General features: G+C 67.8%; 22 protein-coding genes. 11 read left to right on the plus strand and 11 right to left on the minus strand.

The window, feature by feature from the left end; all coding sequences use genetic code 11:
• Positions 1-169: 169 nt before the first annotated feature.
• From rpmH to ACIPFH_RS22955, 9 genes are all read left to right on the plus strand, one after another.
• Entirely contained in the window at positions 170-307 is a 138-nt protein-coding gene (gene rpmH, locus ACIPFH_RS22915) for a 50S ribosomal protein L34 (protein WP_020130646.1), read from the plus strand.
• A 21-nt stretch (positions 308-328) separates the two neighbouring features.
• Positions 329-700 (plus strand): ribonuclease P protein component, encoded by a 372-nt coding sequence (gene rnpA, locus ACIPFH_RS22920; RefSeq protein ID WP_078615780.1) that lies wholly within the window; start codon positions 329-331, stop codon positions 698-700.
• Entirely contained in the window at positions 697-1,056 is a 360-nt protein-coding gene (yidD, locus tag ACIPFH_RS22925; protein ID WP_356260501.1) for a membrane protein insertion efficiency factor YidD, read from the plus strand. The genes rnpA and yidD overlap by 4 nt, the downstream gene beginning before the upstream one ends.
• 3 nt (positions 1,057-1,059) lie before the next feature.
• A complete protein-coding gene (yidC, locus tag ACIPFH_RS22930; RefSeq protein WP_356266124.1) occupies positions 1,060-2,343 on the plus strand; it encodes a membrane protein insertase YidC in 1,284 nt (427 codons plus the stop codon).
• A gap of 15 nt (positions 2,344-2,358) precedes the next feature.
• The gene (locus ACIPFH_RS22935; protein WP_062644858.1) at positions 2,359-2,871 is read left to right on the plus strand and encodes a R3H domain-containing nucleic acid-binding protein; all 513 of its coding nucleotides are present in this window, start codon (positions 2,359-2,361) and stop codon (positions 2,869-2,871) included.
• A gap of 118 nt (positions 2,872-2,989) precedes the next feature.
• Positions 2,990-3,706 (plus strand): 16S rRNA (guanine(527)-N(7))-methyltransferase RsmG, encoded by a 717-nt coding sequence (gene rsmG / locus ACIPFH_RS22940; protein WP_356260254.1) that lies wholly within the window; start codon positions 2,990-2,992, stop codon positions 3,704-3,706.
• Positions 3,707-3,956: 250 nt separating this feature from the next.
• Positions 3,957-5,030 (plus strand): AAA family ATPase, encoded by a 1,074-nt coding sequence (locus tag ACIPFH_RS22945; protein ID WP_356260281.1) that lies wholly within the window; start codon positions 3,957-3,959, stop codon positions 5,028-5,030.
• Positions 5,027-6,121, plus strand: coding sequence for a ParB/RepB/Spo0J family partition protein (locus ACIPFH_RS22950; RefSeq protein ID WP_401828857.1), 1,095 nt, complete (start codon positions 5,027-5,029; stop codon positions 6,119-6,121). Before ACIPFH_RS22945 ends, ACIPFH_RS22950 begins: the two co-directional genes overlap by 4 nt.
• 328 nt (positions 6,122-6,449) lie before the next feature.
• Positions 6,450-7,067: a GNAT family N-acetyltransferase gene (locus tag ACIPFH_RS22955; RefSeq protein WP_356260260.1), complete on the plus strand. Its 618-nt coding sequence runs from the start codon at positions 6,450-6,452 to the stop codon at positions 7,065-7,067.
• Positions 7,068-7,157: 90 nt separating this feature from the next.
• Here the strand turns inward: ACIPFH_RS22955 and trxA are convergent, their stop codons facing one another.
• The 7 genes from trxA to ACIPFH_RS22990 all read right to left on the minus strand — a co-directional run bounded on the left by trxA (position 7,158) and on the right by ACIPFH_RS22990 (position 16,941).
• Positions 7,158-7,490 (minus strand): thioredoxin, encoded by a 333-nt coding sequence (trxA, locus tag ACIPFH_RS22960; protein WP_351761935.1) that lies wholly within the window; start codon positions 7,488-7,490, stop codon positions 7,158-7,160.
• 39 nt (positions 7,491-7,529) lie between these two features.
• Positions 7,530-8,498, minus strand: coding sequence for a thioredoxin-disulfide reductase (trxB, locus tag ACIPFH_RS22965; RefSeq protein ID WP_401828860.1), 969 nt, complete (start codon positions 8,496-8,498; stop codon positions 7,530-7,532).
• Between the two features lie 180 nt (positions 8,499-8,678).
• On the minus strand, positions 8,679-9,599 hold the full coding sequence (locus tag ACIPFH_RS22970; protein ID WP_401828861.1) for an anti-sigma factor family protein: 921 nt from the start codon (positions 9,597-9,599) through the stop codon (positions 8,679-8,681).
• Positions 9,596-10,321, minus strand: a complete 726-nt coding sequence (sigM, locus tag ACIPFH_RS22975; protein ID WP_401828864.1) for an RNA polymerase sigma factor SigM — start codon at positions 10,319-10,321, stop codon at positions 9,596-9,598. Before sigM ends, ACIPFH_RS22970 begins: the two co-directional genes overlap by 4 nt.
• 27 nt (positions 10,322-10,348) lie before the next feature.
• The gene (locus tag ACIPFH_RS22980) at positions 10,349-12,064 is read right to left on the minus strand and encodes a protein kinase family protein (RefSeq protein WP_401828866.1); all 1,716 of its coding nucleotides are present in this window, start codon (positions 12,062-12,064) and stop codon (positions 10,349-10,351) included.
• Positions 12,065-12,196: 132 nt separating this feature from the next.
• Positions 12,197-14,464 carry a murein biosynthesis integral membrane protein MurJ gene (gene murJ / locus ACIPFH_RS22985; RefSeq protein ID WP_401828867.1) on the minus strand — a complete coding sequence of 756 codons (2,268 nt, stop codon included), beginning with the start codon at positions 14,462-14,464 and terminating at the stop codon, positions 12,197-12,199.
• 44 nt (positions 14,465-14,508) lie between these two features.
• A complete protein-coding gene (locus ACIPFH_RS22990) occupies positions 14,509-16,941 on the minus strand; it encodes a DUF6049 family protein (RefSeq protein WP_401828870.1) in 2,433 nt (810 codons plus the stop codon).
• 258 nt (positions 16,942-17,199) lie between these two features.
• On the opposite strand from ACIPFH_RS22990, the gene ACIPFH_RS22995 reads away from it, so the two are divergent.
• On the plus strand, positions 17,200-18,666 hold the full coding sequence (locus ACIPFH_RS22995; RefSeq protein ID WP_401828873.1) for a CCA tRNA nucleotidyltransferase: 1,467 nt from the start codon (positions 17,200-17,202) through the stop codon (positions 18,664-18,666).
• Positions 18,667-18,998: 332 nt separating this feature from the next.
• Here the strand turns inward: ACIPFH_RS22995 and ACIPFH_RS23000 are convergent, their stop codons facing one another.
• The 4 genes from ACIPFH_RS23000 to ACIPFH_RS23015 all read right to left on the minus strand — a co-directional run bounded on the left by ACIPFH_RS23000 (position 18,999) and on the right by ACIPFH_RS23015 (position 22,807).
• Positions 18,999-19,511 carry a hypothetical protein gene (locus ACIPFH_RS23000; protein WP_356246818.1) on the minus strand — a complete coding sequence of 171 codons (513 nt, stop codon included), beginning with the start codon at positions 19,509-19,511 and terminating at the stop codon, positions 18,999-19,001.
• A gap of 128 nt (positions 19,512-19,639) precedes the next feature.
• A complete protein-coding gene (locus tag ACIPFH_RS23005; protein ID WP_401828876.1) occupies positions 19,640-20,902 on the minus strand; it encodes an MFS transporter in 1,263 nt (420 codons plus the stop codon).
• Positions 20,903-20,996: 94 nt separating this feature from the next.
• Positions 20,997-22,079: an inositol-3-phosphate synthase gene (locus ACIPFH_RS23010; protein WP_401828878.1), complete on the minus strand. Its 1,083-nt coding sequence runs from the start codon at positions 22,077-22,079 to the stop codon at positions 20,997-20,999.
• A gap of 44 nt (positions 22,080-22,123) precedes the next feature.
• Positions 22,124-22,807 (minus strand): helix-turn-helix transcriptional regulator, encoded by a 684-nt coding sequence (locus ACIPFH_RS23015; RefSeq protein ID WP_356246824.1) that lies wholly within the window; start codon positions 22,805-22,807, stop codon positions 22,124-22,126.
• 351 nt (positions 22,808-23,158) lie between these two features.
• On the opposite strand from ACIPFH_RS23015, the gene ACIPFH_RS23020 reads away from it, so the two are divergent.
• Positions 23,159-25,837: a transglycosylase domain-containing protein gene (locus tag ACIPFH_RS23020; RefSeq protein ID WP_401828880.1), complete on the plus strand. Its 2,679-nt coding sequence runs from the start codon at positions 23,159-23,161 to the stop codon at positions 25,835-25,837.
• Positions 25,838-25,891 lie beyond the last annotated feature (54 nt).

The raw sequence follows: 25,891 nt of genomic DNA on the forward strand, positions 1-25,891 counted from the left end.
CCAGGTCGAGTTGTCGATGGCTGCTGCCGCCTGCCTCCGATGGGCACAGATCACGTCAGGTGATCGGGAAGCGGTGCACTCGGGCGTTTAACCGCGAGCTACCTCGTGGGCGCACGGTGACAGCCAGGACGGCACCCCGCCACCACCGATTGATTTCTGGAGCCCCCGAGTGAGCAAGCGCACCTTCCAGCCGAACAACCGTCGTCGTGCCAAGACCCACGGCTTCCGCCTGCGGATGCGCACCCGTGCCGGTCGCGCGATTCTCGCGAACCGCCGCAGCAAGGGTCGCACCAACCTGTCCGCCTGAGCCTGATCAGGTCATGACGTCGTGCTGCCTACCGAGCATCGGCTGAGGCGGCGCGAGGACTTCGCGACCGCGGTACGACGAGGTCGTCGGGCTGGCCGTCCGACCCTCGTGGTCCACCTTCGAAGCGGTGCCACGGACCCGCACGCGCCTGGGGAGAGCGCTCCCCCGACGCGTGCGGGTTTCGTCGTGAGCAAGGCCGTGGGCGGAGCGGTCGTGCGCAACAAGGTGAAACGCAGACTGCGTCATCTGATGCGCGACCGAGTCACCCTGTTTCCCCCCGGTAGCCTGGTAGTCGTACGGGCGCTGCCCGGGGCGGGCGACGCCGACCACGCACAGCTGGCCCAAGACCTGGATGCCGCCCTTCAACGGCTACTGGGAGGGGGCGCGCGATGAAGTACCCGCTGCTGGCTCTGATCAAGCTCTACCAGTGGACGATCAGTCCGCTGCTCGGGCCGGTGTGCAAGTACTACCCGTCGTGCTCCCACTACGGCTATACGGCCATCGACCGGCACGGCGCCATCAAGGGAACGGCACTTACCGCCTGGCGAATCCTGCGGTGCAATCCGTGGTCGCTCGGAGGCGTGGACCATGTTCCGCCGCGCAAGCGCCCGCGGTGGCACGAAATGTTGCGTGACGCCTGGCGTGCACGCAGGGGCGGGACCTCCGCCGCCGAAACGGCCACCGAAGAGAACCTTCCTTCTTCTTCGAGCCCGGCCGCAGAGACACCGTCCCATGCCCAAGGAGCATGATTAGTGGACACGATTGCCAGCCTCTTCAGCTTCATCACGACACCTGTCTCCTGGGTCATCGTCCAGTTCCACAAGGTGTACGGGGCCATCTTCGGCCCCGACACCGGGTGGGCCTGGGGCCTGTCGATCGTGTCCCTGGTGATTCTGATCCGAATCTGCCTGATCCCGCTCTTCGTGAAGCAGATCAAGGCGACGCGGGCCATGCAGACGCTCCAGCCCGAGATGAAGAAGATCCAGGAGCGCTACAAGAACGACAAACAGCGTCAGTCCGAAGAGATGATGAAGCTGTACAAGGAGACGGGCACCAACCCGCTCTCCTCGTGCCTTCCCATCCTGGCGCAGTCGCCGTTCTTCTTCGCCCTGTACCACGTGCTCAACGGCATCGCCAACGGTGAAACCATTGGCGTGATCAACGAGAGCCTTCTGGCGAGCGCGCAGAAGGCGCACATCTTCGGTGCCCCGTTGGCCGCGAAGTTCACGGACAGCGCCTCGGATCTGGTGTCGTTCGACGCCTCGCTGACCAACGTCCGCATCGTCACCGCGATCATGATCATCATGATGTCGGCGTCGCAGTTCTTCACGCAGCGCCAGCTCATGACGAAGAACGTCGACACCTCGGTGAAGACACCGTTCATGCAGCAGCAGAAGATGCTGATGTACGTCTTCCCCGTCATGTTCGCCGTCTTCGGCATCAACTTCCCCGTCGGTGTCCTCGTCTACTGGCTGACCACCAACGTGTGGACCATGGGCCAGCAGATGTACGTGATCCGCAACAACCCGACGCCGGGTTCCAAGGCCCAGGCCGCGTACCTGGAGCGCCTGTACAAGCAGGTCACGCACCACGGCAAGATCCGCAGCCGCGGCGAGAAGGCCATCGTCAAGGCCATCGTGGCCAAGGGCCGCGAGCGCAACGACGCGGAGCGCAAGTTCATCAACGGTCTGACCAAGGTGGGCTTCGCCGCCCAGGCCGACGGCACCGTGATCAAGAGCGAGGCCCAGGCCGCGGTCGAGACCGAGGACGGCACGCCGACGAGCGCGGCCGCCGCCAAGCGGCAGCAGCCCAAGCGGCAGTCGAAGTCCCAGCGCCAGTCCGCGGCCCCGGCGAAGGGTGCCGGCGAGAGCATCTCGCTGAGCAAGTCCGACGAGCCCGAGGACGCCAAGCCCTCCGGGACCGCCGGTACGGCCAAGCAGGCCGGTTCCAAGTCCGGTAGCGGAGGCCGCAGCAAGGCCCAGTCCGGGCAGCGCAAGGGCGGCCCGCAGCGCCCCAAGTCCCCGTCCAAGAAGTAAGAAGGAGCCCATCCCGTGACGGAAGGCACCACCTCCGCCGCCGCCGAGGGTGCAGACACCCTGACCCGCCTCGAGCAGGAGGGCGAGATCGCGGCGGACTACCTCGAGGGTCTGCTGGACATCGCCGACCTCGACGGCGACATCGACATGGATGTCGAGGCCGACCGCGCCTCTGTGTCGATCATCAGCGACGCGGGCACCCGTGATCTGTCGAAGCTGGTCGGCCGGGACGGCGAGGTGTTGGAGGCGCTCCAGGAACTCACGCGCCTGGCCGTGCACCGGGAGACCGGCGACCGCAGCCGGCTGATGCTGGACATCGCGGGCTACCGCGCCCAGAAGCGCGCCGAGCTCTCCGAGCTGGGTGCCAAGGCCGCGGCCGACGCGAAGAACAGCGGTGAGCCGGTCAAGCTGAAGCCGATGACGCCCTTCGAGCGCAAGGTCGTCCACGACGCGGTCAAGGTCGCCGGCCTGCGCAGCGAATCCGAGGGCGAAGAGCCGCAGCGCTTCGTCGTCGTACTGCCCAACTGATCCGGTACGTACGTGTCTCCGGCCCCGTCTGTTGCGCAGACGGGGCCGAACTTTGTCAGCCTGGTTGTTCTGGTGGTCGGCGCTCGAAGCGCTGATGCGGTACGGAAGGACGGTCCCCGTGACGGAGGCAGCGGAGCTCCCCCCTGCGCCTGAGGTGGCACGAGAGGTATTCGGCGATCGCTTCGGTGATGCGGTCCGCTACGCCGAGCTCCTGGCCGAGGCAGGTGTGCAGCGTGGGCTCATCGGCCCACGAGAGGTACCTCGCCTGTGGGAGAGGCACCTGCTGAACTGCGCGGTGCTCTCCGAGGTCGTGCCCGAGGGCGTGACGGTCTGCGACGTCGGCTCGGGCGCCGGTCTGCCTGGCATTCCCCTGGCGCTCGTGCGGGAGGACCTGAAGATCACCCTGCTGGAGCCGCTCCTGCGCCGCACCAACTTCCTCACCGAAGTCGTCGAGCTCCTCGGCCTGGACCATGTGACGGTCGCACGCGGTCGCGCCGAGGAAGTCATGGGCAAGATGCCGCCGGTGCATGTGGTGACCGCTCGTGCCGTGGCGCCTCTGGATCGTCTGGCCGCCTGGGGCATCCCGTTGCTGCGCCCCTACGGCGAGATGCTCGCCCTCAAGGGCGACACCGCCGAGGAAGAGCTGAAGAGCGCGTCCACGGCGCTGAGCAAGCTCGGCGCCGTGGGCACCTCGATCCTGCATGTGGGTGAAGGCGTGGTGGAACCGCTGTCCACGGTGGTGCGGGTCGAGGTGGGGGAGAGTCCGGGTGGTGTGAGGTTCGCCGCCAAGCGGGCCAAGGCGGCCCGCACCAGTCGAACGCGCCGCCGCCGCTGAGACGTACTCCACAGAAGCTGCCAAACCTGCGCATCACGGAGTGTCGCGAGGGATCCGGCTGTCGGCGCTGTGCATCGTGTTTCACGTGAAACGTCGCTCTCTGCTCCACGGCATCATCAGCCGCGGCCGCGCCGCAGCCGAACCCCGCGACCGTAAGCCTCTCGGTTCACTCGACGAGGGACGGGAGTTGTCCACAGAGGTGGATTTCTCCACAGAACAACAGGCCTCACTGGTTCATGACCCCGAAGGCATGGGAGGCTCTGTGCATTGCGAGCCTGAAGTCGAGGAGAGTGAATCCTTGCGGTCCAACGCCAACATCGCGGGACCGATGACCGATCCGGTCCCCGGTCCCCGTACCGAGTCGTTCGGGGAGGATGTTTCACGTGAAACACCGCCCCCAATGGACGACACTCCGATCGGTCGTGCTGCCCAACTCGCGGTGGAGGCTCTGGGCCGCGCCGGCGAGGGTCTACCACGTCCTGAGCAGACCCGTGTGATCGTGGTCGCCAATCAGAAGGGCGGAGTGGGCAAGACGACGACGACCGTCAACCTTGCCGCCTCCCTGGCTCTGCACGGTGGCCGGGTCCTGGTGGTCGACCTCGACCCCCAGGGCAACGCGTCCACGGCCCTGGGAATCGACCACCACTCCGAGGTTCCGTCCATCTATGACGTGCTGGTCGACAGTCGTCCGCTCGCGGAAGTCGTTCAGCCCGTCCCTGATGTAGAGGGCCTCTTCTGTGCTCCCGCCACGATCGATCTCGCCGGTGCGGAGATCGAATTGGTGTCCCTGGTGGCACGTGAGAGTCGCCTCCAGCGAGCGATCCAGGCTTACGAGCAGCCCCTGGACTACATCCTCATCGACTGCCCGCCGTCACTCGGTCTGCTGACGGTCAACGCGATGGTGGCCGGTGCCGAGGTCCTCATCCCTATCCAGTGCGAGTACTACGCGCTGGAAGGTCTGGGGCAGTTGCTGCGCAACGTCGACCTGGTGCGGGGACACCTCAATCCCACCCTGCATGTGTCGACCATTCTGCTCACCATGTACGACGGCCGGACGCGCCTCGCGTCGCAGGTCGCCGAGGAGGTGCGCACCCACTTCGTGGAGGAGGTGCTGAGGACGAGCATTCCCCGCTCGGTCCGTATCTCCGAGGCGCCGAGCTATGGACAGACGGTGCTGACCTATGATCCGGGATCGAGCGGCGCCCTCTCGTACCTCGAGGCAGCACGAGAGCTGGCGCTGAGGGGTGTCGGGGTCAGCTACGACGCGACACACGCCCATATCGGCGCCCAGAACAACCCGAACATGGTGGAGGACATCCAGTGAGTGAGCGACGGAGGGGGCTGGGCCGCGGTCTTGGTGCACTGATCCCTGCTGCCCCGACGGAGAAGACACCGGCGCAGGCCGCAGTGGGAGGATCCTTGTCCCCCGCAGCTGTACCGGTTCTGACGACCGATCGAGGAGTGGCCGCGGCGAAGGTGGCCACGCTCCCGCCTGTTTCACGTGAAACAGAGGAGCTGTTGGCGAACGGCTCTTTGGAGACGCCCCCGCCTCCTATCGGCGCGCACTTCGCCGAGATCCCCCTGGACCACATCGCGCCGAACCCGCGCCAGCCGCGTGAGGTCTTCGACGAGGACGCGCTGCACGAGCTCATCACCTCCATCAAGGAGGTCGGCCTCCTCCAGCCGGTCGTCGTTCGCCAACTCGGCCCCGCGCGTTACGAGCTCATCATGGGTGAGCGGCGTTTCCGGGCCTGCCGCGAGGCCGGCCTGGAGGCGATCCCGGCGATCGTGCGGGCCACGGACGACGAGAAGCTTCTCCTGGACGCCCTACTGGAGAACCTCCACCGGGCTCAGCTGAATCCGCTGGAGGAGGCAGCCGCGTACGACCAGTTGCTCAAGGACTTCAACTGCACACACGACCAGCTGGCCGACCGCATCGGTCGGTCCCGCCCGCAGGTCTCCAACACACTGCGTCTGCTCAAGCTCTCGTCGGCGGTCCAGCGCCGGGTCGCGGCCGGAGTGCTCTCCGCCGGTCACGCTCGGGCGCTGCTCTCCGTCGACGACTCGGAGGAGCAGGACCGGCTGGCCCACCGCATCGTGGCTGAGGGTCTTTCGGTACGGGCCGTCGAGGAGATCGTGACCCTCATGGGTTCGCGTCCGCAGACGGCTCAGCGGGCGAAGGGGCCGCGGGCCGGCGGTCGGGTCTCCCCGGCACTGACCGACCTCGCGACCCGGCTCTCGGATCGCTTCGAAACCCGGGTGAAGGTCGACCTTGGGCAGAAGAAGGGCAAGATCACCGTCGAGTTCGCCTCCATGGAGGACCTGGAGCGCATCCTCGACTCGCTCGCGCCCGGTGAAGGCCCCGTACTTCAGAAGGGCCTCGTGGAGGGCGACGTCGAGGAATCGGAAGGCTGAGCCGCAGCTCGGCCGAGCACGGGTCGGTCGTGGGACCTGTGAGCGAGCCGTGTCCGGTGTGTACCGGAACACGGCTCGCTCTTTGCTTTCAGGCAGTATCGATGGAATCGCATCGTGGATACGATGCGATTGGGTTTGTGGCGCATCCACCTGGCAGTACCTCGGAGCGGGAGGCGGGGGCCATGCGAACGATGAGCCGGACCGGATTGGTGAGCGCCGGGCTGGGCCTGGGAGCGGTCGGCGGTTTCGTCGGCAGCCTGCTCAGGGAACGGAGCGCTCTGACAGCCGCTCGCGACGCTGCGAGCGAAGGAAGCGAGGAACAGCCTTCATGGGGCGTCGGCTCGTACCGCTCACGCTGGACAACCTTCAAGACCTTCCCAAGCGCTGTCGGGCGTGTGTCTTCTGGGAGCTGGACCCCGTCCGCGGTGCGGCCGCGGTAAAAGCGGGTACGCCCGCCCTGGAGAAGGAGTCCTGGATCTCTGCCGTCCTGCTGGACTGGGGGTCGTGCGGCCGGGTGGTCTATGTGGACGACGTCCCCGTGGGCTTTGTGCTCTACGCCCCGCCTGACTACGTCCCCCGCTCGACGGCGTTCCCCACGAGCCCGCTGTCGCCGGATGCCGTGCAGCTGATGACTGCCTTCATCATGCCGGGCTACCAGGGACAGGGGCTCGGCCGCGTGATGGTTCAGACGGTCGCCAAGGATCTGCTGCGACGGGGCTTCAAGGCGATCGAGGCGTTCGGTGACGCCCGTTGGAAGGAACCGGCCTGCATGCTCCCGGCCGACCATCTGCTGGCAGTCGGCTTCAAGACCGTGCGTCCCCACCCCGCTCACCCTCGGCTGAGGCTGGAGCTGCGCACCACGCTCTCCTGGAAGGAAGACGTGGAGATGGCGCTGGACCGGTTGCTGGGGGCGGTCCAGAAGGAGCCGGCGCTGCGGCCGCTCTGAGGCGCGGCAAAGCGTATGGGCCGGCCCTCTCGGGCCGGCCCATAGGTGTTTCACGTGAAACATCAGCCGCTTGCGGGACGGCTCAGCGCGTCACTCGGAGATGAAGGTCTCCAGGTCGCGGACGAGCGCGGCCTTCGGCTTGGCACCGACGATGGTCTTGGCGACCTCGCCATCCTGGTACACGTTCAGCGTCGGGATCGACATGACGCCGTACTTGGCGGCCGTACCCGGGTTCTCGTCGATGTTGAGCTTCACGATCTCGATCTTGTCGCCGTGCTCGGCGGCGATGGCCTCGAGTGAAGGGGCGATCTGGCGGCACGGGCCGCACCACTCGGCCCAGAAGTCCACCAGGACGGGCTTGTCGCTCTTGAGTACGACCTCTTCGAAGTCGGCGTCGGTCACATTCTTCAGGGTGCCGGCCACAGGGGGCTCCTTAATTCTCTGTGCGGTGGGGCGGGAGGGTCAGACGGAGGTCTTCTCGGGCTCTGCCTGCTCCTCGTCCGCGAGGAAGGCGAGGTAGCGCTCGGCGTCGAGAGCGGAGGAGCAGCCGGTGCCGGCCGCGGTGATCGCCTGGCGGTAGGTGTGGTCGACCACGTCGCCGGCGGCGAAGACACCGGTCACGTTCGTCCGAGTGGAGGGCGCGGCGACCTTCAGGTAGCCCTCCTCGTCGAGGTCGAGCTGACCCTTGAAGAGCTCGGTGCGCGGGTCGTGGCCGATCGCGATGAACAGGCCGGTCACCGGGAGGTCCGAGAGCTCGCCCGTCTTGAGGTTCCGCAGCTTCAGTCCGGCCAGCTTCGGGGCACCCTGGATCTCGGCGACCTCGCTGTCCCAGACGAACTTGATCTTCGGGTCGGCGAAGGCACGCTCCTGCATCGCCTTGGAGGCGCGCAGGGTGTCCCGACGGTGGACGATCGTCACGGACTTGGCGAAGCGCGAGAGGAAGGTGGCCTCCTCCATCGCGGTGTCGCCTCCGCCGATCACGGCGATGTCCTGGTCCTTGAAGAAGAAGCCGTCACAGGTGGCGCACCAAGAGACCCCGCGGCCGGAGAGGGCGTCCTCGTTCGGCAGGCCGAGCTTGCGGTGCTGGGAGCCGGTGGTCACGATGACGGCCTTGGCCCGGTGGATCGTGCCTGCGGTGTCCGTGACGGTCTTGATCTCACCCGTGAGGTCGACGGAGACGATGTCGTCCGGGATGAGCTCGGCACCGAAGCGCTCGGCCTGGGCGCGCATGTTGTCCATGAGCTCGGGGCCCATGATGCCGTCCTGGAAGCCGGGGAAGTTCTCCACCTCGGTGGTGTTCATCAGTGCGCCGCCCGCGGTGACGGCGCCTTCGAACACGAGCGGCTTCAGGGAAGCGCGCGCGGTGTAGAGCGCCGCGGTGTAGCCGGCGGGCCCGGAGCCGATGATGATCACGTTACGGACGTCGCTCACGGCTTGATTCCTCGTCTCTGGGGACTGCATCGGTCGAGCGGTGGGAGCTACTTGGACTCTCACCCCACCCAACGGATCCTAAGGGGCGTGCATTCCCGGTGTGTCCGGGCACACGGAGGGACGACGCGGTGGGGGATGCCAGGAAGGCACGACGCGCGACGGAGACGTGGGCGTCAGCCGTCAGCGCCGCGTGTAGGTGTTCGTCAGCAGCACCTTCGCCGGACTCGACGCCGGGTGTTGCACACAGGTGGTGTCCACGATGTAGGCGTCGATCCGGGTGCTGTCGGATGAGTCCGGCAGCACGACGAGCAGGGCGTTCGTTCCCTGATAGGTGCCCTGCTCGGTGGCGAGGGCTGTGTCGCTGCGACCGATGCCCGCTTGTACGCAGGGGGGAATCGTGGGTTGCAGGAGGGTCTTGGGTGAGGCGGTACCGGGCGATGCGGAGTCGGACTCGCCCTGGATACCCAGGCTCTGTGGTGAGCGGGAGCCCTGAACCTTGGTGAGCAGATCAGTGACCCGCCCTTCCAGCCCGGTCGCGGAGAAGGTGTCGGGCCCGGTGGACTGATGGGCCGAACTGCCCGGCGCCCCGCCGCCGGTGAGTGAGGACACCAGCACGGACCCGAGTCCCAGTGCCGCGGCTGTGAGGACCGCGCCGAGGACAGCGACCCTGCGGCGGCCGCCCTTCTTCCGCTCCTTACGGCCCGGGCCGGTGGTGGTGGGGCGGGCGCGCCCGGCAGGTCGGTCTGTCGCTGTCACTGTCGCTGTTTCACGTGAAACGTGGCGCGCGTCAGCATCGGCCGTGACCGCGCCGACCGGCTGGGAAGCCTGGGCGTCCTGCGGTGCCGTGGAGTTCAGCAGCGCCTCGGCGGCGAGAGCTGCATCGATTCGGTGGGCGACATCGTCCGGCATGCGCGGTGGGCCGGGGAGAGTGCCCAGAAGGCCACGGATCTCCTCGAGCGACGCATGCACGTCAGCGCAGAGCTCGCAGCCGTCCAGATGCTGACGTACGTCGGCACTCCGAGCGGGAGCGAGCAGGCCCTCGGTGAGGTCGGAGATCTCCGCGACGTCAGGGTGTCCGGCCGTGTCCGTCGTCGAGGTCACGCTCGCCCACCTCCGCCCTTCACAGCAGCTGAATCGCCTGTCCCGGCGTTGCCCGGCCCCTCGTCCCGAGGTTCCGCTGCCGGTGGGACGGATGTCCCCTGCGCCCGGTTCCGTCCTGTGCCGATTTCTCTGTCGCCTCCGGCGCCGGCCGGGCGCAGATGGGCGAGGAGCGGCAGGAGTCTGGCTCTGCCCCGCGCGCAGCGGCTCTTCACCGTCCCGGTCGGAACGTCGAGCACGTGGGCCGCCTCGGCGACCGGGTATCCCTGCATGTCCACGAGGACGAGGGCGGCTCGCTGGTCGGGCGGGAGAGTGCCGAGCGCTTCGAGGAGCTGGCGGTGAAGATCGTTGCGTTCGGCGGGGGCGGACGCCGACTCGTGCGGCTCGAGCAGCTGCTCCAGTCGCTCGGTGTCGTCGACGGGTGAGGTCTTGCGGGAAGCCGCTTTGCGGGCGCGGTCCAGGCAGGCGTTCACCGTGATGCGGTGCAGCCAGGTCGTGACGGCGGATTGGCCGCGGAAGGTGTGGGCGGCCCGGTACGCGGACACAAGAGCGTCCTGGACGGCGTCAGCGGCCTCCTCGCGGTCTCCCAGCGTGCGCAGGGCGACTGCCCAGAGTCGGTCGCGGTGACGCCGTACGAGCTCACCGAAGGCGTCGGGGTCGCCCTCTACATGGCGAGTGAGGAGGTCCTGGTCGCTCGCTCCGTCGAATCCGGCGCCATCCGCCATCGGACCTCCTCCCCCTCCGGTGAGACGTCAGCCCGTGAACCTAACGTCGGTGATGGCCTGCTTGTAGCCCTCGCGACTGTACTCATCCGCCCCCGAGCGTGGCGCGGCGGTGATCCATACGAGAACGTACCGCGTCTTCACCGGCGTCTTGGCGGAGATCTTCAGTTCCTGCCCGGACGTCTGGGCGTCGGCGATCTTCGTCATGGAGGTGAGAGACGCCGACGACGAGAGTGAATCGGCCGCGTAAAGGCTCGCGGCGGTGTAGCTGCCGCTGTAGTGAAGCCCTATTGCGGCTGCCGAGACGCTCTGCTCGGAGCCCAGGTCGTAGACGATGCCCACACCCTTCTTGAACGGCGCGAGTACGGGCCCTTCGTCGAAGGAGCGCGACCGCCAGTACGTGGAGCTGTCACCGTCATAGGTGAGCGCCACGTCGTCGGCGTGCTGGGGAGTGCCGTCCGGGTAGTACTCGGCGGCGTCGTGGATCTTGAGCGTCTTGACCGGCTTGGGCGCGCTGCTGTTCTTGTCGCCCTCGTCCGTCGTCTGTGTCTGGTTGGTGTCGTCGGACTTGTCCCGGTTCATCAGAGCGTCCGCGAGCTGCCAGCTGCCCAGTCCGAGGGCGGCGATGAGAAGGGCGGAGACCGCCCACTTCAATGCCTTGCCGGTGGGGCTCTGCAGCGGGGGCGGCGGGGTCGCCACCTGCTGGGTGACGCCCGGGTGCGGCGCGGGACGACCGTAGGTGCCCTGCTGGTACGTGGTGCGCTGGTACTCGGGCGGGGCGGTGAACGCGGGCTCCGGCGGGCGGATGCGGGGCATCTCCCCGATCGCCTTCACCAGCTCCTCCGGTGTCGTGCAGGCGGCCTCGTGCCGGGAGGCGGTCGCCCCGTCGTTGACGAGGGCGCGCATGGACAGCTCCGACAGGCCCCGGTGGACTCCGGCGCGTACCTGGTCGGGGGCGATCAGCCCGACGTCCTTGGGCAGCCCCGACAGGCCGTAGGCGTCGTTCTCGTACGGCCAGCGCTGAGTGAGCGCCGCGTACAGCAGAGCGCCGATCGCCTCGGTGTCGGTGCGTTGCGGGGTGTCGGTGGTGATGCCGCGCAGGGCGGCGTTCACCGCGAGGCCGCGGATGCGCCACTGGCCCGAGGAGGTGCGCAGTACGGCGTTGGGGTTCAGCCGCAGGTGCGCCAGGCCCTCGCGGTGGGCGGCGGCCATGGCGGAGGCGATCTGACTCACCATCTGGTAAGCGTCGTGCGGCTCCAGCGGGCCGGCCGCGAGCAACGCGGTCAGCTCGGTGGCGTCCGGCAGCCATTCATGGACGACATAGACGAGGTCGTTCTCCTCGACGGCGTCCAGCACTTGGACGAATCGGGGATCGCCGAGCAGGGCCGAGGAGCGGGCAGCTGCCAGCACCGAACGGGCCCGTGTGTGATCCGCGGGCAGAATGTGGACGCCCACGGCACGGCGGAGTTTCTCGTCGACCGCGCGCCAACTGCTGAAACCGTCCAGACGGGTGACGCACTCTTCGAGGCGGTAGCGTCTGGCGAGCTTGTGGCCGCTGTGCAGTTCCGGTGGTGAGGCCTTTCCGGGACGCTCCGCCCCGCCACTCCCCTGTGCCTCGTCGCTGTCCGTGTCCTGCTCCCGGTTCTTGACCACCCCGTCGGCCGTGGACTGGTCCGCTTGTGCGGTCAGCGGCTTGTCACCGCTGTTGTCTGCCACGTCGACGGCAGCTGTGCTCCGTTCCGCCACCGTCGTTCCTGCCTCCCCATTCGATGCGCGCCGCTGGACCTCGCCGTCCGACGCCGAACCCAATTGTGCCCACAGTCCGCCGCTATGCACGACACGCGGCGGAGGACGATGGTTGTGCGCCTACCCCCTGTATCAGCGACCCAGGCGTCCGCGGACCATGCCGACGAGTGAGTTGAGCTCCTCGATGCGCATGCGGCGGGCGGCGACGAAGAAAATGCCGAACAACAGGGCTCCTCCGGCCAGCAGCGCCGCGAAGGAACCGAGGACACCCTGACCCAGGCTGTGGCCGATGCCGTAACAGGCCGCGCCGCTGATGAGAGCGGCAGGTACGGAGGCGATGCACAGCCGTGCGTAGGTCCGCAGGACATGGGAGCCGTCGAGGTCGCCGCCGAGCCGCTTGCGCAGCCTGTTCCAGGCGACGCCGACGCCGATCGCGTACGCCAGACCGTAGGAGGCCGCCATGCCGACCACGGCCCAGCGTGCCGGGAGGACGAAGTAACAGACCGCCGAGGCAGTCGCGTTGACCGCGGCCACGATGACGGTGTTGTAGAAGGGGGTCCGGGTGTCCTCGTAGGCGTAGAAGGCGCGCAGGACGACGTACTGCACGGAGTAGGGAATCAGGCCGAGGCCGAAGGCCATCAGCATGAAGCCCATGTTCGTGGCCTCGCTGGTGCCGGAGGAGCCGAAGATCAGTGTGCACATCGGGATGCCGAGCGCGAGGAAGCCGAAGGCGATCGGGACGATCGCGACGGCCGTGGTGCGCAGTCCCTGGGAGATGTCGTCGCGGACCGCGCCGCCGTCGCCCTCGGCCGCCGAGCGGGAGATGCGGGGCAGCAGGGCGGCCATCAGGGAGACGGTGATGATGGCCTGCGGCAGGCCCCAGATCAGCTGGGCGTTGGCGTAGGCGGCGAAGCCGGTGCCGTCGACCGGCGAGTCCTTGCCCGCCGAGGTGGACAGCTGGGTGACGACGAGCGCGCCGGCCTGGTTGGCCAGTACGAAGAGGACGGTCCATTTGGCGAGGGTCGCCGCCTTGCCGAGGCCGTGGCCCTTCCAGTCGAACCGCAGCCGCGGCCGGAACCCGGTCTCGCGCAGATACGGGATCATGGCGAGGGCCTGCACGACAAGGCCGAGCAGGACCCCGATGCCGAGGAGTCGCTCGCCCTCCGGCGGGATGGTCGTGACCTGCATGCCGGAGTCGGCGGCGGTGCCGTAGACCCAGATGAACATGCCCAGCGTCACGATGATGACGATGTTGTTGAGCACCGGCGTCCACATCATCGCGCCGAACTTCCCGCGCGCGTTGAGGATCTGCCCCATCACCACGTGGACGCCCATGAAGAAGATCGAGGGCAGGAAGTAGCGGACGAAGGTGATGCCGACCTCGTTGGCCGCCGGGTCGCTGGCGACCGAGTCGGACAGGAGGCGGATCAGTACGGGCGCTGCGGCGATCGCGCCGACCGTGAGCAGGCCCAGCGCCACCATGACCAGCGTGAGCAGTCGGTTGGCGTACGCCTCGCCGCCGTCCTCGTCCTCCTTCATGGCCCGCACGAGCTGAGGAACGAAGACCGAGTTGAGGCCACCGCCGACGGTCAGGATGTAGATCATCGTGGGCAGTTGGTAGGCGACCTGGAAGGTGTCGCCGAGCAGGCCGACACCGAGTGCCGAGACGATCAGGGCCGAGCGGACGAAGCCGGTGAGGCGGGAGACCATCGTGCCCGCGGCCATCACGGCGCTGGACTTCAGCAGGCCCGACGCGCGTCCGCCCTTCTTCGCGGCGGGGGCGGCGGGGGCGGCAGGGGCCGGCGTGGCCGTGAGGTTCATGGTCTGATCCGTCGCGGCGGACGGCGTCACCGGGACCTGGTACGCCGGTACCGCTCCCTGCCCGCCCGGGGCCGACGCGGGGCCGGGTACCGACGGGGGCTCCGAGGAGCGGTGACCGCTCTGCTGCTGGTCCCGGAAGAGGTGGGCGAAGGCGTCGGGCTGGTGCTGCTCCTCACCGGAGTGCGTCACCAGATCGTCCACGCCCACGAACTGGGTCGTGCGGGGATCGTCGCCGTACGGCAGGTACTGGGTGGGGCCCTCAGGCTCGGGCGCCGGGGTCTGGGCCCATACATGCGGGTCGGGGGCGTACGGGGACTGCGGGGGCCGACCGTACAGCGGCTGCTGCGGCTGCTGCATGCCCGGCGGCGGGGGGTGCGCGGCACGGTCGTAGAGCGCCTCGGCGACCGGGTCCTGCGCGGTGAGGTCCTGGGACCGGTAGGGGTCCTGGTCGTAGGCGTCCTGGAGGTACATGTCCGCCGGGTGCTGCGGCGGCACCTGGCCAGGCTCGGGCGGCGGGCCCTCGGGGTGGCCCGAGCGGCCCGCGGCCTGACCGCGGTCACCGTCGTACGGCGCGTTCATGGTTACCCCACCTCATCGTCCCGGGCCCACCGGCCACGACATCCTCAACGGTCCACTCTCTCACCCGTGCCGGACGGGTCGGCGTTTTCCATTGCGGTGTCCGGTGTCTCGTCACTCGGCTGCTCCGGGTCGGCTGCCCCGGCTCGGGCGCCGGAATCTTCGTCGGGACGGTTCTGGTGGGGGTCGGCTTCCTCCGGGCCGTCGGCGGGCGCGCCCGCCTCGTCGGCACCGTCCTCGCCGTCCTCGCCGTCCTCGTCGTCCTCGGCGGTCTCTGCGCTCTCTGCGGCTTCTCGGGCCGCGGCGCGCTTGCGCTGGGTGTACATGCGGAAGCCGGCCAGCACGAGCAGCAGGACACCGCCGCCGATGACCAGCATCACCGTGGCCGTGATCTCGGTGACCCGCACGTCGAAGGCGACCTCGTCGCCGTACTTCTGGCCGTCCTCGGTGTACAGCTGGGCGATCACCCTCGTCTGGCCGTTGACGTTGGCGGACGTGGTGAACTTCACCGTCGTGGTGTGCCCGCCGGAGACCGTGACCCGCTCTTCGGCGTAGGCGTCGTCGGAGATCTCGAGACGGGTCGGGTTCGTCGAGGTGAGCCGCAGGACCAGGTGGTCGACGCCCTGCACCAGGTTGTTCTGCACGGTCACCGGGATCGTGGCGCTGCGCCCGGAGAGCTTGGTCTCCGACTTGTCGATCAGCTTGACCTGACCGGTGAGGGTGTCCAGATAGGCCTGCACGCCTTGGCGGAACGAGCTCGCGGCGGTGCTCCGGCCCCGCCACGACGTGGACATCTCACGGTTCATGGCCCGCCCGAAGGGGGTCACCACCCGGGCCTCGTTGGCGAGGATCACCTTGAAGTTGTCCAGCCGGTCCTGCGTGTACGCGATCTGCTCGAAGGCCGACCGTGGCAGCTCCTGCTTGCGCAGTGCCGAAGGGTACGCCGACCTCGACGGCACCTTCGTGGTGGCGCCCGGGTCGGGCTTGGCCTTGGCGGCCGCCGCGAGCTGCTGGGACTGCGACCAGGTGCCGCCCTGGAGCAGGGTGACGGCTTCCGCCAGCGACCGGGCCTGGCCCGCGGTCGGCACACGCTGCGGGGCGACGACGATGCTGCGCTGCTTGCCGGTCTGCTGGTTCAGGGCGAGGCTCTGAGCGAGGAACTCCTGCACGGCGAGCGTGGACGTGGAGGCCTTCGTCTGATCGCCCTGGAACGCCGTGGACAGCCGCGCGTCCGCGACCACCGCCGTGGTGCCGCCGCCGATGGGCCGGGCCGCGGAGGGGGTGTAGTTGAGATCACCGGTCTCCGTCAGGCTGTCGCCGCGGGCGATGACCTTGTCGGCGCCGGCCGAGGTGGCGACCTTGACGATCGACGGGTCGACGGCACCGTCCACCGGCCAGGCGAAGTCGGTGCTCGGTGTCACGTGGAGCACGGTCTCGACCGTGGTGGCGGCGACGTCGGTGGCCGCCTTGAGCTGGCTCAGTGAGCCGGCGACACCAGTGCCGTTGTGGGCGAGCGAGGCCAGGTCGGGATCTGCGAAGGGGAGCGCGACGACCTCCTTGCCGAGCACCGCGTCCTGCAGTTCGTCGAGCCACTGCTTGGCGATCGCCTGGTGGGTGCCGGCCGTGGTGGTGTCGCCGGCGCCCCGGACCCGGTAGCTGCCGGTCATGGCGTCGACGGACGCCAGCAGGTCCGGGTCGATCACCCAGGTGACATCGAGCTCCTTGCCGAGGCTCAGGAGCTGGTCCAGACGGCCGCCGGGGGCGATCTCCTCGGACAGGTCGTCGTTGAGGAAGACCGGCGTCTGTTGCGCGTTCGAACCGGTCTCCGCCGTCATGTGGACGGTGGACACCAGCGGCCACAGCACTGTCGTCCTGGTGGGCGTGTCCGCCTTCTCGGGCTGCCACGGCAGGAAGGTCCGCTGGATGCCCAGCACCCGTTCCCACGGCTGCGCGGACGTCTCGCCGGAGAGGGAGACACCGAGCGGGTAGACGCCGTCATCGCCCAGGTCGAGTTTGTCGACCGGGACGGAGATGCTGAAGTGTTCCGCCACACCCGGTGTGAGCTTGGCGAACTTGGTGACGTACTTGCCGCCCACCTCTGAGCCGTCGTCGCCGGTGAGGGCGTCCGCGTGCTTGGCGGCCGTGTCGATCGCCGAGCGGGTGGTGAACGCGGAACCCACCCGCAGATCCACGTGGGCGTCGGTGACCGCCTGCTTGCCGTTGTTGGTGACGGTGCCGGAGACGGTCAGGGTGTCCCCGTCGGTGGGGGCAGCGGGGCTGAGCGAGTCGACGGCGACGGCCACCGTGCCCGCGTCGGAGGCCTCCTTGGCGGAGGCCTGGCCGACGGCCTGCGCGGAGGCGGCGGGCAGCTGGAGGAGACCGGCCAGCAGGGGCGCCCCGGCGAGCAGTGCGCCGGTGCGCCGCAGCCACCGGCGGGCAGGTGAGGGAGTCATCCCCGGAAAGTCTGCCGCCTCGGCCACGCGTTCGCCCGTCCCTCGTCGTCGTCAGTGGTCGTCGGAATGTGCGTCCACGCATGGTAACGATGCGCGCTGAGGGGAAGTGCCGCGGACTGCTCCACAAGATCGTGGAAGACGGTCGGATCGTCCGCTATGTGTGTGTATTAAGGGGAGTGTTTGTGTAGGTGGTAAAAGGCTCCTCTGACCGGCTATCGGCGTAGATGCGATCGCGCCCCAAAACCGGGCGCCTTCGGTCGGCCGGGCCACGTACCCTCTTCTGTTGTGCCGAACGCCAACGAAGACAATCTCAGCGTCCTGAGCCAGGTGCAGCACCGTGCGGTCAGTGAACTGCTGCGGGTCGCTCCTGTCGCCGACGACCTCGCCCGCCGCTTCCAGGAGGCCGGGTTCTCTCTCGCCCTGGTCGGCGGCTCGGTCCGGGACGCGCTGCTCGGCCGGCTCGGCAACGACCTGGACTTCACGACGGACGCCCGGCCCGAGGACGTCCTGAAGATCGTCCGGCCATGGGCGGACGCCGTCTGGGAGGTCGGGATCGCCTTCGGCACCGTCGGGGTCCAGAAGGACGCCCGTGTCGGAGACACTGATCGATGCTTCCAGATCGAGGTCACCACCTACCGGTCGGAAGCGTACGACCGGACCTCGCGCAAGCCCGAGGTGTCGTACGGCGACTCCATCGAGCAGGATCTCGTCCGGCGCGACTTCACCGTGAACGCGATGGCCGTGGCGCTGCCCGAGAAGGAGTTCATCGACCCGCACGGTGGCCTCGAGGACCTCGCGGCTCGTGTGCTGCGCACTCCGGGAACGCCGGAGGAGTCCTTCTCGGACGACCCGCTGCGCATGATGCGCGCCGCCCGATTCGCCGCCCAGCTGGACTTCGAGGTCGACCCCGAGGTCGTCACGGCGATGCGGGACATGGCCGGCCGCATCGAGATCGTCTCGGCCGAGCGGGTACGGGACGAGCTGAACAAGCTGATCCTGTCGGCGCACCCGCGCAAGGGGCTGTCGCTGCTGGTCGACACCGGTATCGCCGACCATGTGCTGCCCGAGCTGCCCGCCCTGCGGCTGGAGAGCGACGAGCACCACCGGCACAAGGATGTCTACGAGCACACGCTCATCGTCCTCGAGCAGGCGATCGCCCTGGAGGAGAACGGCCCCGACCTCGTCCTGCGGCTGGCCGCGCTGCTGCACGACATCGGCAAGCCGCGTACCCGTCGCTTCGAGAACGACGGCCGTGTCTCGTTCCACCACCACGAGGTGGTGGGAGCGAAGATGACGAAGAAGCGGATGACGGCTCTGAAGTACTCCAACGAGCTGGTGAAGGACGTCTCCCGGCTGGTCGAACTCCACCTGCGCTTCCACGGGTACGGCACGGGTGACTGGACCGACTCCGCGGTGCGGCGTTATGTGCGTGACGCGGGACCACTCCTCGACCGCCTCCACGCACTGACCCGCTCGGACTGCACGACGCGCAACAAACGCAGGGCGGCGGCGCTCTCGCGGGCGTACGACGGGCTGGAGGAGCGCATCGCCCAGCTGAAGGAGCGGGAAGAGCTGGACGCGATCCGCCCCGACCTCGACGGCAACCAGATCATGGAGATCCTGGGCGTGGGTCCTGGGCCTGCCATCGGCAAGGCGTACAAGCACCTGCTGGAACTGCGCCTGGAGAACGGACCGATGGAGTACGACGCGGCGGTGGAGGCACTCAAGGAGTGGTGGACCGAGCAGGACTGAGACTGAGGAGGAGGGCGGCCATGTTTCACGTGAAACATGGCCGCCCTCCTCGCTGCCGTGGCGGTGCGTCGAGCCACGCGTACCCGTGGCGCGTCGAGGCCCCCCTGGCCCGTGCCGGCGGACTGGTCAGATCCGCACCCATCGATCTTGTTGCTCGAGTGACTTGAGGGACAAGGAAGTTGAGGAAGCTCAGTGGTCCGCTCGTGGTGAGGGCGCGGACTCTCCGTTCCGCCGGACACGCAAGAGCGCCGCATCGGGTGAGTACGATGCGGCGCTCTTGAGGTACTCGTGGGGATGTTTCACGTGAAACACCGCCCCTGACTGCGACTGCCCTACTTCTTGTAGTCCTTCAGGCAGAGCAGGAAGTTACTGCCGTCACCGCTCTCGGTGTACGAGTACTGGAAGTCCTTGGCGGCCTCTTCGCACTTGCTGTCAGCCGTGAGCTGCGTGTACGTGCCCTTGACCTTGGCCAGCACGATGAACTGCGCTTGCGAGGAGTCGCACTTGACGACCTCGAGGTCGGGGTTGTTGTCGTCGCTGTTGCCGCGGTGCATGCAGTCGCCGACAGCCGCCGTCTTGGCGTCGTCTTGGCTCGATATGAAGGCTGCGACGGCCGCGCCGATGACCGCGATGACGACGACAACTTGCATGATCAGCTTGCCGACCTTGCGGCGGGGCTGCTCCGGGGGGACCGCGCCGTAGGGGGCGGTGGGGTAGCCGGGTTGGCCGGGCTGCTGGGGGTAGCCGCCCTGGGGCGGGTACGGGGCCTGGCCCTCCGGCTGGCCGTAGGGCTGCTGGCCCTGCTGCGCATACGGGTTCTGGCCCTGGGGCGGCGGAGTCGACACTTGGGGATCCCCCTGGAAATCGTTAGACGTGTGGCGCGAAATCACTCGCGAAGTAAGACGCACGTAAGTTACCGGCCCCCACTGACAACCCTGTAACCGACGGGGAGTCTGTGTCATTGATGTGACACTTACCGACGCTCAAAGCGGGCCATAGCGCCAGCAATTGCTCCGTAGATAACGGCGATCGTGACCACCAATGCCGCGGAACGCCCGTCAGGCGGCAGCATCAGGGCGGCGACGGCGGCGGCGCCGACGAACGCGACGTTGAACAGGACGTCGTAGAGGGAGAAGATCCGGCCGCGGAAGCCGTCCTGCACGGACGACTGGACGATGGTGTCGGTGGCGATCTTCGCGCCCTGGGTGACCAGACCCAGCACGAACGCCGCCGCGAACGTGGTGACTTGTGTGAACGGAAGCATGAGGGCGAGTACCAGGACCGCGGCGGCCGCGGAGCAGACGACGATCCAGCGGACCGGTCCCAGCCGTCCCGCAGCCGACGGGGTGACGACCGCAGCGACGAAGAAGCCCACGCCGGAGATCCCCACGGCCAGCCCCAAGAGGGCCAGCCCATCGTCCGGGTCGGACGACCAGGCGTACCGGCACAGCATCAACACCATGACGGTCAGGGCGCCGTAGGAGAACCGCATCAGTGAGATCGAGCCGAGCGCCCAGGCGGCCTTCCTGCGTTTCGGCTCGGCAAGGTGGCGCAGGCCGGCGGAAAGGCCGCGGGCGGTGCCCCTGAGCGCGCTCGTCAGCCGGGGCTGGACCGGACCACGGTCGGGGCCGAGCAGATCAGCGGCCATGGTCAGGGAGACGAGCCCGGCACACAGGTACAGCGAGCATCCCAGTAGCACCACCGCCGCGTCGGAGTCGGCCACCACCAGCCGGACGACGAAGGCGAGACCGCCTCCCGCGACCGCGGCCAGCGTTCCGGCGGTGGGAGAGACGGAGTTGGCCAACACCAGACGCTCGCCGTCGACGACGCGTGGCAGAGCCGCGGAAAGGCCGGCCAGGACGAAGCGGTTGACGGCGGTGACGCACAGCGCGGAGACGTAGAAGAGCCAGTCGGGGACATGGCTGATCATCAGGACGGCCGTCACGGACGCCAGCAGAGCGCGCAGCAGGTTGCCGTAGAGGAAGACCTGACGGCGGCGCCAGCGGTCCAGCAGGACGCCCGCGAAGGGGCCGACCAGGGAATAGGGCAGCAGCAGAACCGCCATGGCGGAGGCGATCGCGCCGGCCGAGGTCTGCTTCTCCGGAGAGAACACCACGTAGGTGGCGAGCGCGACCTGGTAGACGCCGTCCGCGCACTGGGAGAGCAGTCGCACTGCGAGCAGCCGCCGGAAGTTCCGCAAGCGCAGCAGGACGCGCAGATCACCGACTACGGCCATGGGGCACAGCCTCACATACGGGGAAGGTCCCCGGGTCGGCGACCCGGGGACCTTCTCAGCCCTGGCAGGAGCGAATTTTCCGCGTGGGGTCGAGTTAGCGCTCGACCTCGCCCTTGATGAACTTCTCGACGTTGTCGTAGGCCTCGTCGTCGAAGTACTGGACCGGCGGGGACTTCATGAAGTACGAGGACGCCGACAGGATCGGGCCGCCGATGCCGCGGTCCTTGGCGATCTTCGCGGCGCGCAGGGCGTCGATGATGACACCCGCGGAGTTCGGGGAGTCCCAGACCTCGAGCTTGTACTCCAGGTTCAGCGGGACGTCACCGAAGGCACGGCCCTCGAGGCGGACGTACGCCCACTTGCGGTCGTCCAGCCAGGCCACGTAGTCCGAGGGACCGATGTGGACGTTCTTCTCGCCCATGTCGCGGTCGGGGATCTGCGAGGTGACGGCCTGCGTCTTCGAGATCTTCTTGGACTCGAGGCGGTCGCGCTCCAGCATGTTCTTGAAGTCCATGTTGCCGCCGACGTTGAGCTGCATGGTGCGCTCGAGACGGACACCGCGGTCCTCGAACAGCTTCGCCATCACACGGTGCGTGATGGTGGCGCCGACCTGGGACTTGATGTCGTCGCCGACGATCGGGACGCCCGCCTCGGTGAACTTGTCCGCCCACTCCTTGGTGCCGGCGATGAAGACCGGAAGGGCGTTGACGAAAGCGACCTTGGCGTCGATGGCGGCTTGGGCGTAGAACTTCGCCGCGGCCTCGGAGCCGACGGGCAGGTAGCAGATCAGGACGTCGACCTGCTTGTCCTTGAGGATCTGGACCACGTCGACGGGGGCCTCGGCGGACTCCTCGATGGTCTCGCGGTAGTACTTGCCGAGACCGTCCAGGGTGTGGCCGCGCTGCACCGTGACGCCCTTGCTCGGGACGTCGCAGATCTTGATGGTGTTGTTCTCGCTGGCACCGATGGCGTCCGAGAGGTCGAGGCCGACCTTCTTCGCGTCGACGTCGAAGGCGGCGACGAACTCGACGTCACCGACGTGGTAGTCGCCGAACTGCACGTGCATCAGACCCGGGACCTTGGACGCCGGGTCGGCGTCCTTGTAGTACTCGACGCCCTGTACCAGCGAGGCGGCGCAGTTGCCCACGCCGACGATGGCTACGCGAACCGAACCCATTCCGGTTGCTCCCTGTGTGTACGAGTGAGGCCCTGAACGGGCGCTCACGTGGCGGTTTCGTCGGGCAGATCCGCCCCGGGGGTGTCCCCGGGGCGGGGCAGGCCGCCCGTCGATCCAGTTGTGGTGTTCTGTTGAGCGGACTCACCGGAGCCGGAACCCGTCAGGTCCCGTCCGGCCCGCTCGCTCTCGATCAGCTCGTTCAGCCAGCGCACTTCGCGCTCCACGGACTCCATACCGTGGCGCTGAAGCTCGAGCGTGTAGTCGTCGAGGCGCTCCCGGGTGCGCGCCAGGGAGGCGCGCATCTTCTCGAGGCGCTCCTCCAGCCGGCTGCGGCGGCCCTCCAGTACGCGCATGCGAACATCGCGCGACGTCTGCCCGAAGAAGGCGAAACGAGCGGCGAAGTGTTCGTCCTCGTACGCGTCGGGACCCGTCTGCGAGAGCAGTTCCTCGAAGTGTTCCTTACCCTCCGCCGTCAACCGGTAGACGATCTTGGCGCGACGCCCTGCGAGTGGAGCGGCGAGGGCGTCCTCATGGGTGTTTCCCGGTTCCTCGATCAACCAGCCGTTGGTGACCAGCGTCTTGAGGCAGGGATAGAGCGTGCCGTAGCTGAACGCACGGAACACACCCAGTGACGTATTGAGTCGTTTGCGCAGCTCATAGCCGTGCATCGGGGACTCGCGGAGAAGGCCCAGGACGGCGAACTCGAGGATCCCGGCACGCCGGCTCATCGTCGCCTCCTCTCGGCTATGTCGCGCTGATGTATCGACTCGATACATCACGACGATAGAACGGCCTTCCGGATGGGACAAGGGGGGAGATGGTGAACGGGATCACATCGCCGATTCGTTGGAGGCGAGTTGCCTGGTTTGGGGTGAACTTCGGGGCTAGACGGGTTTTGGCGGTGCGTAGTCTGTGCGCCATGCACACCACCGGGACCCATGAGACGCCGGGGGGCGTCGAGGTCCTCGGTGCAGTACGGGTGAATGCGCGACCGACCGCATCCGTACTTCGGGGGGACAGGAAACCAGCCGCCCTTTCCAGGCGCGCACGGATGCGCCTGCCCGAGGAGTAATCGTTCGATGAGCGAGCACCGTCGCAAACCGCCGCAGCCGCAGGAAGGCGGACGTGCCGCGGCCCGACGCGGCCAGTCCGGTCCGTCCTCCGGCCGCCGAGCGGCACCGCGAGGCGCCACCGGATCTCCTGCCGACTACGGGTTGGGTTACGGGGCCGGAGGCGAGGAGCAGTCACAAGGCAGCCGCGCCGAGTCCCGGCGCGCGCCCCAGAGAGACTCGGGCGGGCGGCGCAGAGCGGCCGAGCCCGCAGGGGGCCGTCGCGGAGCCCCGGCCGGTCCCGGACGGGGCAGAGGGCGCCCGGCGCCCGACAGCAAGCGTCTGATCGACTATCCGCGCTCCGGCAAGTACGGCTGGCAGCGCTGGATGCCGTCCTGGAAGCTCGTCGCGGGTCTGTTCGTCGGCTTCGTCGGCAGTCTGGTGGCCGTGGCGGGCATCGGCTACGCCATGGTGGGCATTCCGGACGTAGCCAAGACGGCGACGGCGCAGAACAACGTCTACTACTGGAAGGACGGCAGCCAGATGGTTGCCACCGGTGGTGAGACGAACCGTCAGAACATCGACCTCTCGCAGATCCCGGAGGAGATGCGCTGGGCGGTGATCTCGCAGGAGAACAAGACCTTCTACGACGACAGCGGTATCGACCCCAAGGGCATCGCCCGCGCCGTGTTCAACATGGCCCGGGGCGGACAGACGCAGGGTGGATCGACGATCACCCAGCAGTACGTCAAGAACGCCATGCTGAACGACCAGTCGCAGACGATCTCCCGGAAGTTCAAGGAGATCTTCGTGTCCATCAAGGTGGGCGCCGAGGTCGACAAGGACGAGATCATGGCCGGCTACCTGAACTCCGCGTACTACGGACGCAACGCCTACGGGATCCAGGCCGCCGCCCGCGCCTACTTCAACAAGGACGCGATCAAGCTCAACCCGGGCGAGTGCGCCTTCCTGGCGGCCATGCTGAAGGGCGCCACGTACTACGACCCCGCCGGCACGACCTCCGTGGACCCGGTCGGTGCCACGTCCGCGGCCAACAGCAGGCGGGCCCTGCTGCAGATGCAGGACACCCTCGACAAGATGGTCGAGTACGGCCACCTGGACGCCTCGGTGCGGGCCAAGTACACCACCCTCCCCAAGTGGCAGAACCCCCGGTCGAACACCGACCTCAAGGGCCAGATCGGCTACCTCGTCGACCTCGCCAACGGCTACCTGGTCACCAACAGCAAGAAGACCGGGATCACTCAGGATCTGCTTCAGCAGGGCGGCTACTCGATCTACACGACCTTCGACAAGAAGAAGGTCAACGCGCTCGAGGAATCGGTCAAGAAGGTCCAGAAGGCCAATATCAAGCCGAAGGAACGGCCGGAGACGGATACGCACGTCCAGTTCGGCGGAGCGTCCGTGGAACCGGACACCGGTGCCATCCGGGCCATCTACGGCGGTGAGGACGCCACCAAGCACTTCACCGACAACGCCGACCAGACCGGCGCCCAGGTCGGTTCGACGTTCAAGCCGTTCGTCCTGGCGGCGGCGATGACCTGGGGTGTGCGCGACAAGGATCTGGGGTCGTCGCAGGCGCAGGACGAGCGCACCATCGTCTCGCCCGAGAGCCTGTTCAGCGGCAAGAACAAGCTCAAAATCAAGAATTACGACGGTTCGGTCTGGAAGAACGAGAAGGGCGAGGAGTGGCTGCAGACCAACGACGGCAACGTCTCCCTCGGGTCTCCGCCCAACTTCAAGATCGACCTGCGTGAGGCGATGCGTGAGTCGGTGAACTCCGCGTTCGTGCAGCTCGGCATGGACGTCGGTCTGGACAAGGTGAAGGAATCAGCCGTCAGCGCGGGTCTGAAGTCGTCCAGCCTGACCAACAGCGGCTTCCCGTCGTTCTCGATCGGCATCTCCGACCCGAGCGCGATCCGGATGGCAGGCGCGTACTCCACCTTCGCCGCCAGCGGCAAGCAGCGTGACCCGTACTCCGTGGAGAAGGTCACGAGCGAGAAGGGCCAGATCTTCACCCACGAGACCGAGACGAAGCAGGCGTTCACCTCGAAGGTCGCCGACAATGTCACGGACGTGCTGAAGACCGTGGTCGAGAAGGGCACCGGTACCAACGCCCAGTTGCCCGGCCGTGAGGTGGCCGGCAAGACCGGCACCACCGACGGCAACAAGTCGGCCTGGTTCGTGGGCTACACCCCGCAGCTGTCGACCGCGGTCTCCATGTTCCGTTACGACGACGACGAGTCGAACAAGAACCGCACGTTCTTGGAGATGTTCGGAACGGGTGGCCAGAAGAAGATCCACGGTGCCTCGTTCCCGGCGCAGATCTGGCACGACTACATGGCCGAGGCTCTGCAGGGCACGGATCCGAAGGACTTCCCCGAGCCCCAGCCCATCGGTGAGATCGTCAACGCGGAGCCGTCCCCCACTCCGACTCCTTCGGTCACCGAGACCGAGGAGGAGTCGCCGTCGCCGTCTCCGTCCCCCAGCGAGACGGAGGTCGAGCCTTCGCCCTCGGCGAGCGAGACCTGCTCGAACTTCTTCGACTGCGGCAACGTCAACGGTGGGACGACCGACGGAAACGAGAACGGCGGAACAGGGGAATCCAGTCCGACGCCGACGGACACGGAGACGAACGGCAACAGCAGAGGCAATGGAAACGGCGGCTTCTTCGGAGGCCCAGCCGGTTAGCCGCGCAGTCGCCCATCTTGCGTGTTTCACGTGAAACATCCGTATGTTTCACGT

It is taken from the genome of Streptomyces sp. NPDC088157 (genome assembly GCF_044741545.1).
In the GTDB taxonomy this organism is placed as follows: domain Bacteria; phylum Actinomycetota; class Actinomycetes; order Streptomycetales; family Streptomycetaceae; genus Streptomyces.

Excerpts from the sequence above, each read along its gene's own strand:
- ACIPFH_RS23020 (WP_401828880.1), top strand. The coding sequence starts at position 23,159 with ATGAGCGAGCACCGTCGCAAACCGCCGCAGCCGCAGGAAGGCGGACGT.
- murJ (WP_401828867.1), bottom strand. The coding sequence starts at position 14,464 with ATGAACGCGCCGTACGACGGTGACCGCGGTCAGGCCGCGGGCCGCTCG.
- ACIPFH_RS23015 (WP_356246824.1), bottom strand. The coding sequence starts at position 22,807 with ATGAGCCGGCGTGCCGGGATCCTCGAGTTCGCCGTCCTGGGCCTTCTC.
- ACIPFH_RS23005 (WP_401828876.1), bottom strand. The coding sequence starts at position 20,902 with ATGGCCGTAGTCGGTGATCTGCGCGTCCTGCTGCGCTTGCGGAACTTC.
- yidD (WP_356260501.1), top strand. The coding sequence starts at position 697 with ATGAAGTACCCGCTGCTGGCTCTGATCAAGCTCTACCAGTGGACGATC.
- sigM (WP_401828864.1), bottom strand. The coding sequence starts at position 10,321 with ATGGCGGATGGCGCCGGATTCGACGGAGCGAGCGACCAGGACCTCCTC.
- ACIPFH_RS22945 (WP_356260281.1), top strand. The coding sequence starts at position 3,957 with ATGGGAGGCTCTGTGCATTGCGAGCCTGAAGTCGAGGAGAGTGAATCC.
- ACIPFH_RS22955 (WP_356260260.1), top strand. The coding sequence starts at position 6,450 with ATGGGGCGTCGGCTCGTACCGCTCACGCTGGACAACCTTCAAGACCTT.
- ACIPFH_RS23010 (WP_401828878.1), bottom strand. The coding sequence starts at position 22,079 with ATGGGTTCGGTTCGCGTAGCCATCGTCGGCGTGGGCAACTGCGCCGCC.